Raw genomic sequence first — 10,715 nt, forward strand, 5'->3', positions numbered from 1 at the left:
CCCTCGCTCGACTTGCAGCCAAAAGGCTTGCCTGCTCTCCCTCCTGCCATCTTTTAATCCGTCGAACTCACGTTAATATGCAAGGCTTCTGTTACTTAGTTTATTGACTAATCTGTTGTTAAAAGCGACAGCCAGAGTATTCCATGCTCTCTCCAAATCCTATCCATTTTGAATGCTCTGGAGATTTCATGAGTTCTTGAGCCGCAATCAAGGCTGCGATGCTCCAGGTTTGATGGGTTCTGGATTCTTTACCAATCAGCCGACCATTCTTTCCATCATAGTATTCTGGAAAGTTGTCTTGAATGAGTTGATGTTGGGCGAGATCGATTGCCCGTTGCGCGAGTTCCGTTCGACCTGTTTTCTGAGCAGCCGCAACAAACATCCACAGCAGCATTGCCCAGTTGCCGCCGTTATGGTAAGACCATGGTGTATTTTTAGGATCGCAGCCTGTTAGCGATCGCCATTCTTCGCCTTCAACCGCAGGAAAGCAGAGTTTAGCGGGCATATAGCCGATGAGATCTGATGTGCGATGCTCAAACAAATCCATAATGCTGTGTGACTCGCGATCGCTGGCTAAGGAATAGACGATCGCGAGGAGATTTCCGGCTGCAAAAAAGCGAAAATCCATTTGTCCTGGTCCTAAATTGCCTGCTAAATAGCCTCCGGTTTCGGGTAGCCATTCGATTAGCCAGGGGGGAATAGAGGCAGGGTGAATGTTAAATTTGTTGGCAATATTTTCGCCGTATTCGTCGGTTTGGAAGCGATAGATTTCATTTAAGCGTTTGAGATCTAGCCAATAATATTCTCGAACGTGATAGAGCAGCGCGCCCAAACGTTGATCGATCATCGTGAAATAGCGGTCGCTTTTTGCATCTGTTAAGAGCAATTCTCGCGAGGATCGGAGCGCGGCATAAAATAGCACTTGCACTTCGAGCGGATGCCCATACACGCCCATGCGCCGATCGATCATAAATGCCCCATCAGGCACCAACAAAGTTGGGTACATTGAGAACCGATGGGCAAGGCACAGGTCGAGAATCAGTTTGATGCCTGCTTGAAAATCGGGTTGATGGGCGAGGGAAAGGTCTCCGGTGGCTTGGCTGTACGATCGCAGCAAAATCAGCCACCAAAGACACGAATCGACTGGGGGAACCCGTGCGATCGCGGCTTCTCCAAAGTCGGCTTCTAGCTGTTCTTCACCGTCTTTGTGAATGACTTTGAAACTGGCAGGCATCAGCCCTGGCCCTGGCTGAAAGCAATCCATTTCTTTGTCGTGGCTCTGGAGTTCTAGGGTAACGGTGAGAAAATTGTGTACAATTTCGGCGTCACCTTGCATCAGGAAGACCAATGCCGACGGCACAAAATCGCGGATAAAACACTGATCGTAGTTGAGCGCATCTATAGATGGATCTTGGGCAGCAACCGTGCCCACAGGTTTTCCGCGATAGTAAAAGATGGCTTTGTTGTGGAGTGCGATCGCATCTCGGAGGGAATCTGCTAAAGGTTGATTGGCGTTCATCGTAGTGTTGAAGAAATTAATTCCGAAGACGTTTCAGATAGCGTAGCGCTTTGTTGGTTGCAGGCAGCACAGTGGTGAATTAGGGTTGCCACTAAGCCTGTCCATCCGGTTTGGTGGTTTGCCCCAAGCCCAGCCCCGGTATCCCCGTTGAAGTATTCATAAAACAGCAGCAAATCGCGCCAGTGGGGATCGGTTTGAAATAAGGTCTGGTTGTCGTGCACCGGGCGAGTGCCATCTTTTTGCTCAAAGATGCTCGTGAGTCGGCGCGCTAGCTCGATCGAGACGGCTTCTAAGGTCATCCAGTGTCCTGATCCGGTTGGGCACTCGACTTTAAGATCGCCTCCCACGTAGCGATGAAGCTTCTGCAATGACTCAATGATCAGAAAATTCATCGGAAACCAGATCGGACCGCGCCAGTTTGAGTTGCCGCCAAACATGCCACTGGTCGATTCTCCAGGCTCGTACGCGACTTGATGGTGTTGCCCATCGACGTTAAACGTGTAGGGATGCTTGGCATGAAATTTGGATACCGATCGAATGCCGTAGGGGCTTAGAAATTCGGATTCGTCGAGCAATCGCTGCAAAATGGGTCTGAGTCGCTCGGTAGGGCTGACGATTGCTAACAACCGCTGTGCCTGGTTTCCAGCCGTTTCTAGAGAGGCAATATTGCGCTGCAAATTGGGACGGTTTTTGATAAACCACTCAAACCGTTTTTTGAATCCAGCAAATTGATCCAACACGGAAGGATCTAAAATTTCAACCGCAAATAAAGGCACTAATCCCACCATCGATCGCACTTTTAATCGATGCCAATCGCCGTTGGGTAAATGCAACACATCATAGTAAAACTGATCTACGTCATCCCAAAGCGAAACGTTGTTATCACCAATGTGGTTAGTAGCATCTGCAATGTACAGGAAATGCTCGAAAAATTTGCTGGCAATGTCTTCGTATGTGGGGTTTGTTTTGGCTAACTCTAGTGCGATCGCCAGCATGTTGAGGCAATACATGCCCATCCAACTTGTCCCGTCAGATTGTTCTAGATAGCCGCCTGTAGGCAGTTTTGAACTGCGATCGAAGATGCCAATATTGTCCAATCCTAGAAAACCGCCCTCAAAAACGTTGTTTCCGTTATGATCTTTGCGGTTGACCCACCAAGTAAAATTGAGCAATAGTTTCTGGAACACTCGTTCTAGAAAATCTGTGTCGGCGCGCCCATAGAGCGACTTTTCGATCTGATAAACCCGCCAAGCTCCCCACGCATGAACAGGCGGATTGACATCACTAAAATGCCATTCGTAAGCAGGTAATTGCCCGTTGGGATGCATGTACCATTCGCGGGTCAGGCGATCTAATTGCCGTTTAGCAAAGTTGGGATCAATCATTGCCAAGGGAACGCAATGAAACGCTAAATCCCAGGCAGCAAACCAGGGGAATTCCCATTTGTCGGGCATGGAAATGATGTCATCGTTAAACAGATGAATCCACTCTTGGTTGCGCGGGCTGTGGCGCTGGGGTTTGGGTTGATTTGAGTCGCCCTTGAGCCAGTCTTCGATCACGTAATGGTAATACTGCTTTGTCCATAGCAATCCTGCAAATGCTTGCCGTTGAACATTGCGTAAATCATCTGGCAAAGACATTGGGGTAATACGCTGGTAAAATTCGTCTGCTTCTTGTTGGCGATCGCTGAAAGTTTGGTCAAATTTTGCGCCTAGCGGGTCTGCTAAATTTTCAATGTTGCTTAACCGCAGGCAAACGGTTTGGGTTTGGTGAGGCTCTAAGGTTAGCTCATAATGGGCAGAGGCTTTCGTGCCTGTGTGTTCGGGGTTAACTGCTTCGCGCTGCCCATGCACAATGTAGCGATCGATTCCATCTTTGACGTAGGGCGATGCGTTTTGAGTGCCATACAATCGATCGTGGTTGGTTTCATTTTCGGTGAATAGGAGCGCTTTACTTTTTTGGCAATATAGCCAGCGATCTCCTAGCATTGCATGAGATGCATGGATTTGGCTGACTGAATCATTACCTTGCTGTTGATGCAAAATTGGTTTGTTGCTTGCTTTATCCCATGACCACGTATTACGAAACCATAGAGTTGGTAGCAAGTGTAGCGTTTTCGTTTCTGTGGAATGATTTATAACTTTGACCTTGATTAGAATATCTTCATCGGTGTTCTTAGCGTATTCTACGTAAACATCAAAATAGTGGTTATTTTTGAAGATTTCAGTGTTAATTAATTCAAATTCTGGCTCATGATAACCGCGTTGTTGATTTTCTTTCACAATGCGATCGTACGGAAACGCCTGCTGCGGATATTTGTAGAGATATTTCATGTAGGCGTGACTGGGCGTGTTGTCAAGATAGAAATAACATTCTTTAACATCCTCACCATGGTTGCCTTCGGGACCACTCAGCCCAAACAGTCGTTCTTTAAGGATCGGATCTTCACCATTCCAAAGCGCGATCGCAAAGCATAAACGTTGATGATTATCTGAAATTCCGGCGATGCCATCTTCGCCCCAACGGTAAGCGCGCGATCGCGCATGGTCGTGGGGCAAATAATCCCATGCTGAGCCGTCTGGGCTGTAATCTTCTCGAACTGTTCCCCACTGCCGCTCACTCAAATAAGGTCCCCATCTGCGCCAGTAGGCTTTGCGGGTGCGATCGTCTTCTAGCCGGTTTTCTTCTGCGGTCATGGCTTTGGCTCCTAGCAGGAAATCAGGTTGTTAGCGTTGTCTAATTGTTCCGTCAGGCATGATTGCATCTTCTAAATCTGGGCTTTTGCAGGGTCTAACTAGGCAGACCACGGTTCTCGAAAGTCGGCGTAAAGGGTGAGTCCGCCATCGATGAATAGGGTCTGTCCGGTGATGTACGATGCTTCGTCGGAGGCGAGAAAGGCAACGGCGGCAGCCATTTCTGCTGACTCACCTGCTCGTTTCATGGGAATGTGGCTTTCAACAACTTTTTGCTTTTCTGGGTCGTCTACCCACTCCTGGTTGATAGGGGTAACGGTGGCACCCGGCGCGATCGCGTTTACCCGAATGTTGCGATCGGCATATTCCAGTGCCAGCGTTTTCGTGAGATTTTCCATGCCTCCCTTGCTCACGGAATAGCTTAAATATAACGGTCGGGGAATGATTTCGTGAACACTAGAGATGTTAATAATGACACCAGAGCGGTTTTGACTGAGTAAATGCTTGATTGTTTCGCGAGCACACAAAAAAGCTCCACGAAGATTAACAGACAGCACATTGTCAAAATCGTTTGCAGAAAGCTCATGAGATGGGCAGTCTTCCTGAATGCCAGCGTTGTTGATCAAAATGTCAAGGCTGCCAAATTTATCGACAACCGCATTCACCATCGCGGTAATGTCTTCTTCTTTTGAAACATCGCCTTGCACCAGAAATGAGCTTACACCGCACTCTTCTACTTGTCCGCAGGCTTGCCGCATTGCTTGCTCTTCGGTGTCTTCTGCGCCTTCAGGGCTTGAGCGATAGTTGATCGCAATATTGCAGCCTTCTTGGGCAAGACGGATTGCGATCGCTTGCCCAATTCCAGAACTTGCTCCCGTAATTAATGCCGTTTTCCCAGCTAATCCTTTCATGTTGTCTGCCTCCTGTGCCTATAGAGAAGGGAGCGATCATAGCTCCCTAGTGGATTATAGAGTTTTGTAGATTGATGGTGAGCAGCATCAAGGCGAGAGTAAGACTCTGCTCTGCTCCATTAGCTGCTCTCGGTTGAATCATTGGCGGATGATTAGCACGCATTTGCTACCCACCAACGAGCGAAGGACTGTAATTGTTCATCGTCGTCCCGGTCGATTGTTGCGGTTGGGGTTGCCTGCCCACGGGGGTGGACCGTCTCCAGAGCGGATATCGATCACTTGACCGTTGGCTCGACGGATCGAGAAGGCATCAAATTCGCGCGATCGATCACTCAATTTGCCCGTAACGGTGACTTCTTCCCCCTGGGTTAGATTAATTTCTTGCCACCAGCGCGGCCCAGCATCTACGATGATTTGTCCTGTGCCGTCTTCAAGGATAAAGTCATTGCCAACAATGCTCTCTACTCGCCCAGAAATCGCAATGCCATCTGTGCGTTTTAAATCTCCGATTTGGGTTTGAGTCTGATTTTGAGGGGGTTGGGCTTGAGCCAAGTCGCCAATGCGCGATCGCGGCGATGATGTGAAGACTGCATCTGAGGAAATTTCAGAAACAGATTGTGGAATCGGGCGAGCTTGTGCCCTTGCGTTTGAGAGTTGACTATATCCAGCAAGGGCTAGACCCATTACACTTGCTCCCGCTATGAAAAGCGCTAATGGCTGTTTCAAATTCATGATGTTTCTGCTTTTACTCCTCGTTTGCTGATTGATGGGTTTGCTGATTGATGGGTTTGCTGATTGATAGGTTTGCTGATTGATAGGTTTGCTGATTGATAGATTGAGACCAAGCGTTAGTTGAGGATGTCTGAGATGCGGCTAACTGACGCGCCACTGGGAGTAAACCGAATCACTGTGCCATCTGAGCGAGTGATTGAATAGGCAGTAAAACGATTGGATTGGGCATCAAAACTGCCTGTAATTGCAATCGGTTCATTGGGTCGCAGGTTCAGGGCTTCTCGTTTTTCGACAGTGACGGTGCCAGTGTTGGCGTTGAGAATGAATTGATTTCCACTAACCTGATTCACTCGTCCATAGATTTTTGTAAGATCAGGGCGGGTAGAATCGGTTGTTTCCGGCTGTTGAACGTTTTGGGGGGCTTGGGTTTGACCCATCGCAGGCAAGCTATTGGCTGCCAGGATGACAACAGGTATGCCGAGCATAGAGACGGCTAATTGGTAAGATTTTAAATTCATTGGTTGAACCTCGTACACGTTTGAAACTGAGTAGATGCGATATAAAAATAAAATGTTTTTTAAGCTTACTTGTCTCAACCTTGTCTCAACTTAGTCAGTAGCAAAATTCAACCGAAGATCCTTGAAGTGAACCCTTTCACTGCTAAGACGAGCACCTATCTTTAAGATCGAGGACAAATGTGATATAAAAATGACACCTGCATCCTTATTATTTACAGTTGCAAAATGGTTCGTGCAACGTTGAGATAAATTAACGCTCCTAAAGCATCGACGGCGGTTGTAATGAACGGCGCAGACCTTCACGATTGCTCCTAATATTGATCTAAGTAATGCTAGGAGCGATCGCTTCTCTCTGTACCACCCACAAGACGCGCTTCACCATTTCAAATCTTCCATGTTGAGTCTTGGAATTGTGCAGGAATAGGCGTTGTTCTGTCATGACACGGGTTTCTTGAACATCGGCGCAAAACTACGATAAGGGTAACGTAATTTGAAATACTGTTCCTCGATCGACTTCGCTGTGCACGTTGATGCTGCCGCCGTGGGCTGTGATAATGTGCTGCGCGATCGCAAGTCCTAATCCTGAACCGCCTGCTTCGCGCGATCGCGCCTTGTTGACCCGATAAAATCGTTCAGAAATGTGCGGCAAATCCTCAGCCGGAATGCCTCTACCGCTATCTTGAATTTGAATGAGTGCCCATCGAGATTGGGTGAACAAGCGCACCTGAACTAAGCCTTGCTCTGGTGTAAATTTGCAAGCATTGTGGATCAGGTTTGCGATCGCTTGAGTAAGCAAGGCTGGATCGGCTTGAATGGTCACGGCTTGTTCGGGCAACACTGGTTCTAGGGTGACCTGCTGGGCGGCAGTCTGAAGGGTGGGTGCATGGAGTAACTGGTGTAGCAGTTCGGTTAGATCAACCGACTGCAATGATTCGGTCGCGAGGTGCCCGGTTCGTCGGGCGAGGAACAAAAGATTGCTGATGAGAACCGTCATTGATTTAGCAACGACGGCAATCTTTTCTAACCGGTAGTGTTTGGGTTGACCTGCCTCAAGGGGAGCAATTAACCCGACTTGAGCATTGCTGAGAATCGCAGCAAGGGGGGCGCGGAGTTCGTGGGAGGCATCTGCGGTAAAGCGATCGAGGTAATCATAGGCTTCTCGAATCGGTTGCATTGCGATTCCTCCTAGCCCCCAGCCTGCCAGGCTAATGAGCGTAATGGTCAGTAAAACCCACAGAGTCAACGAGAGTAGAAAGCGCTGGAGTTCATCTTGCATTTCGGCTAGAGGAAGGGCAATTTGCAAGTAGCCAATCAATTCTCCACGGAGATAAACGGGTAATGTGATCTGACGGAGCAGCCGTTGCGCGGGTTGCCCTGGCTCAATTTGCACGGTTTGAAATTCTGGACTGTCATCAAGCTGATCGACCGTGGGGAGTGTGCCAAAAAATCGCTGGATGCGCCGTTGAGCGTTGTACCAGCGGGCATACACAATTCCACTGTCAAGCGGCGGCGACCCATTGCCAAAAAATGGAACGTTGTTGAGGTTAAGGTGCTGACAATCGCCGCAGGGTTCGTATTTGACACTAGCCGCCATCACTCTGGCTTTGCGGTAGAGCAGTTGATCAACTTGTTTGAGTTGTTCTACCGTTGCTTGATAATAAAGCACGCCCGCAAACCCAACCAAAATCCCTCCCATGGAAAGTGTGAACCATCGTGCTAAATTCCGCCGACTGCGATTGAACATGGTTTGGGAAGAGGGATTGAGTGCAGTCTGGCTCTCTGCCTTTGCCTTGCCTAGAGATAGGGCAGAAGGTGTTCTCATAGTTTACGAACGCTCTGCTCGAACCTGACTTAATTCAGCATCTTCTGATTTGGGACTGAGGCGGTATCCTGCGCCGTAGACTGCTTCTAGCCATTCTGCTGCATGAACGCTCTGAAGCCGTTGCCGCAAGCGACGAACTGAGGCAGTAATGGCATTGCTTTCGGGTTCATCACCCCATTCCCATAGGGCTTGTTCTAACTGGTCGCGGCTCAAGACCTGTTGGGGATGCCGCATTAAATATTCTAGCAATTGAAATTCGCGGGCAGAGAGTTGAATCGAGGTTGCGCGCCGTGTCACGGTGAGGGTTGAGAGGTTGAGATGTAGATCTGCGACTTGAAGACAATCGCCTTGCCAAAGTGGTGAGCGTCGTCCTAAGGCTCGCACTCGCGCTAGCAGTTCAAACACGCTTACTGGTTTTACTAGGTAGTCGTCGGCTCCGGCATCTAGCCCAGCTACTTTGTCGAGGATCGTGTCTTTTGCGGTCAACATGAGTACGGGGGCGCTTTTGCCGGATGCCCGGTAGGTGCGGCATAAATCGATGCCACTGACTTCTGGCAGTAGCCAATCGAGGATGAGCAAATCGTAGTTTCGCTGGGACACTATCCATCGCGCGATTTCGCCATCTTTCACGCCATCAACTATGTGTCCCTCCCCAGACAAAGCAGCGTGCAACGGTTCCAATTGTTCGGGGTCATCCTCAACTAGCAAGATTCGCATCGTTTGCCCTTACCAAAACTCTTTCATTAAGTTAGGAGAAGACAACCGAGGCAGCATCACTCGTTTGCAGGATTTTATCTCCTTCCGGGGGATTAGAATTGGGGTGGTGATTGGGAACCTGTGATTTAGAGCCTGTTGATTTAGAGCCTGTTGATTTAGAACCCGATGAGAAGAGCGGATCGCGTTTTGAAATTACTCAGCAAAGCAGGGGCAGAATTTTGGCTACCGCTCCCCCTCGTGGGGCTTTTGTTTTGGCTAGCGGGACATGCGATCGCCCATCAGGTTTTGCATCGCTCTTATACCAGCACCAATCGGCTGCAAGCAGACACGCAACTTGAGGTGAAAGCTGGCGTTACGATTATTGTCATTAGTGCTGCTGTTGATCGCCAGCGCGGCAGGACAACCGTTGTTGTTGAAACTACGGATTCATCGCTTAAAAAAGTGGAATATACCTATTGGGTGACGGATGTGAAAGAGGTTGAAGCTGCGATCGCGCGAGAACTCGGAACGTCGGTAGAAAATGTCCGCAAGCTAGTTCGTTATCGCTTGATTGACTAAGGGCGATTGCTTCTGGCTGCAATACTCTGGTTTAGCGATCGCTTAGCAATACGGGTGATGTAGAGTGTTACCCCGACGGTAGCCAGAAAACCAATAAGCTTAGCAAGCCACTGCACCATCTGAGCTTGGGGACTGATAGTTTGCGGCATTCCCAAAGCGGTGAGGTCTCCTGCCAGAGAGCCGATATAAACGTACAAGACGCTACCCGGAATCATGCCGATCGAACCGATGACATAATCTTTTAATGAGACACGGGTAATGCCAAAGGCGTAGTTGAGCAGGTTGAAGGGAAAGACGGGAGATAGACGGGTTAACAGAACAATTTTTAAGCCCTCTCTGGCAACGGCTGTGTCGATCGCCTGAAATTTGGGATGACTCTGAATCTGCTGACTGACCCAGCCTCTTGCAAAATAGCGCCCAAGCAAAAAGGCGATGATTGCTCCTAAAATTGCGGCAATGGTCACGTATATTGAACCCCAAAAGATGCCATAAAGCGCCCCACCTCCTAACGTCAGCAGAGAGCCTGGAATCAATAAAATGGTTGCCAAGTTGTAGATCACAATGAACGCAATGACGCCTGTAGAACCTAGGCTTTTGACCCACAGTAGGGCACTGTGTAGTAGCATTTGAAGACTAAAGCGCTGGAACGCGATCGCTGCACCAATTACGACGCTCGCACTCAACACTACTGTCAACCAAAACTTGTGCTTTGTAAATTGCGATCGCGCCATGCTCTATGCCTTTACGTGTTCAACCGCTTGACCTGGTTTGAAGGTATTACACGTTTGTGAGAGAAAGATGAGTTTTTCCTTAATCTGTTGATTTGTTGTGGAAAAGACTTTAAGAGCCTATCCGAAAACCTGAATTGCCCGCACCACAATGCAAGCACAGGATAACTGTAGCATTGCTAAATAATGTTCTGGCTTCTTCTCCCAGCGAATCAACACTCGTCGAAATCGATTCATCCAAGCATGGGTGCGTTCAACCACCCATCGTCTCGCTCGGTAATTCGGCATAGCATGGATGATGCGTTGTCCTTCGTCACGGGGTGGAATGTGTCCGATATATCCCCAAGCTTTGATAATTTGTCTGACTTCATCGTAGTCGTAACCTTTGTCTAAGCAGATATTTCTCGGTGCTCCTTGCGGGCAATCTTCGGGGACGATGCGTTGCGCTGCCAGTGTTGCTTCCGTGAGTTTCATATCATGGCGATTCGCGCCATCAATGACAATCGCGATGGGAATC

At 48.7% G+C, this 10,715-nt stretch carries 10 protein-coding genes; 1 reads left to right on the forward strand and 9 read right to left on the reverse strand.

Annotation, left to right across the window (positions count from 1 at the left end):
* Positions 1 to 118 precede the first annotated feature (118 nt).
* The 7 genes from GS601_RS22275 to rppA all read right to left on the reverse strand — a co-directional run bounded on the left by GS601_RS22275 (position 119) and on the right by rppA (position 8,912).
* Positions 119 to 1,519, reverse strand: a complete 1,401-nt coding sequence (locus GS601_RS22275; RefSeq protein ID WP_162425486.1) for a glycoside hydrolase 100 family protein — start codon at positions 1,517 to 1,519, stop codon at positions 119 to 121.
* On the reverse strand, positions 1,516 to 4,215 hold the full coding sequence (locus tag GS601_RS22280; RefSeq protein ID WP_162425487.1) for an MGH1-like glycoside hydrolase domain-containing protein: 2,700 nt from the start codon (positions 4,213 to 4,215) through the stop codon (positions 1,516 to 1,518). The genes GS601_RS22275 and GS601_RS22280 overlap by 4 nt, the downstream gene beginning before the upstream one ends.
* A 98-nt stretch (positions 4,216 to 4,313) precedes the next feature.
* Complete coding sequence (locus GS601_RS22285; RefSeq protein ID WP_162425488.1) at positions 4,314 to 5,123, reverse strand: SDR family oxidoreductase; 810 nt, start codon at positions 5,121 to 5,123, stop codon at positions 4,314 to 4,316.
* 198 nt (positions 5,124 to 5,321) lie between these two features.
* Positions 5,322 to 5,855, reverse strand: a complete 534-nt coding sequence (locus GS601_RS22290) for a NirD/YgiW/YdeI family stress tolerance protein (protein WP_238393456.1) — start codon at positions 5,853 to 5,855, stop codon at positions 5,322 to 5,324.
* Positions 5,856 to 5,971: 116 nt separating this feature from the next.
* Positions 5,972 to 6,373, reverse strand: a complete 402-nt coding sequence (locus tag GS601_RS22295) for a hypothetical protein (protein WP_162425489.1) — start codon at positions 6,371 to 6,373, stop codon at positions 5,972 to 5,974.
* Positions 6,374 to 6,842: 469 nt separating this feature from the next.
* On the reverse strand, positions 6,843 to 8,195 hold the full coding sequence (locus GS601_RS22300) for a sensor histidine kinase (RefSeq protein ID WP_238393457.1): 1,353 nt from the start codon (positions 8,193 to 8,195) through the stop codon (positions 6,843 to 6,845).
* A 3-nt stretch (positions 8,196 to 8,198) separates the two neighbouring features.
* Positions 8,199 to 8,912: a two-component system response regulator RppA gene (gene rppA, locus GS601_RS22305; protein ID WP_162425490.1), complete on the reverse strand. Its 714-nt coding sequence runs from the start codon at positions 8,910 to 8,912 to the stop codon at positions 8,199 to 8,201.
* A 186-nt stretch (positions 8,913 to 9,098) separates the two neighbouring features.
* On the opposite strand from rppA, the gene GS601_RS22310 reads away from it, so the two are divergent.
* Positions 9,099 to 9,470, forward strand: a complete 372-nt coding sequence (locus GS601_RS22310; protein WP_238393458.1) for a hypothetical protein — start codon at positions 9,099 to 9,101, stop codon at positions 9,468 to 9,470.
* Here GS601_RS22310 and GS601_RS22315 read toward each other — a convergent pair.
* Together GS601_RS22315 and GS601_RS22320 are read right to left on the reverse strand one after the other, a co-directional pair.
* On the reverse strand, positions 9,467 to 10,201 hold the full coding sequence (locus GS601_RS22315; RefSeq protein WP_162425492.1) for a TVP38/TMEM64 family protein: 735 nt from the start codon (positions 10,199 to 10,201) through the stop codon (positions 9,467 to 9,469). The two genes, GS601_RS22310 and GS601_RS22315, sit on opposite strands and share 4 nt — an antisense overlap.
* 117 nt (positions 10,202 to 10,318) lie before the next feature.
* Positions 10,319 to 10,715, reverse strand: a 397-nt coding sequence (locus GS601_RS22320; RefSeq protein WP_162425493.1) for an IS5 family transposase, incomplete at its 5' end; no start/stop codon positions are given.

It is taken from the genome of Myxacorys almedinensis A (assembly GCF_010091945.1).
GTDB lineage: Bacteria > Cyanobacteriota > Cyanobacteriia > Leptolyngbyales > Leptolyngbyaceae > Myxacorys > Myxacorys almedinensis.

Coding starts and splice junctions, on each gene's coding strand:
- GS601_RS22275 (WP_162425486.1), bottom strand. CDS start 1,519: ATGAACGCCAATCAACCTTTAGCAGATTCCCTCCGAGATGCGATCGCA.
- GS601_RS22280 (WP_162425487.1), bottom strand. CDS start 4,215: ATGACCGCAGAAGAAAACCGGCTAGAAGACGATCGCACCCGCAAAGCC.
- GS601_RS22285 (WP_162425488.1), bottom strand. CDS start 5,123: ATGAAAGGATTAGCTGGGAAAACGGCATTAATTACGGGAGCAAGTTCT.
- GS601_RS22290 (WP_238393456.1), bottom strand. CDS start 5,855: ATGAATTTGAAACAGCCATTAGCGCTTTTCATAGCGGGAGCAAGTGTA.
- GS601_RS22295 (WP_162425489.1), bottom strand. CDS start 6,373: ATGAATTTAAAATCTTACCAATTAGCCGTCTCTATGCTCGGCATACCT.
- GS601_RS22300 (WP_238393457.1), bottom strand. CDS start 8,195: ATGAGAACACCTTCTGCCCTATCTCTAGGCAAGGCAAAGGCAGAGAGC.
- rppA (WP_162425490.1), bottom strand. CDS start 8,912: ATGCGAATCTTGCTAGTTGAGGATGACCCCGAACAATTGGAACCGTTG.
- GS601_RS22315 (WP_162425492.1), bottom strand. CDS start 10,201: ATGGCGCGATCGCAATTTACAAAGCACAAGTTTTGGTTGACAGTAGTG.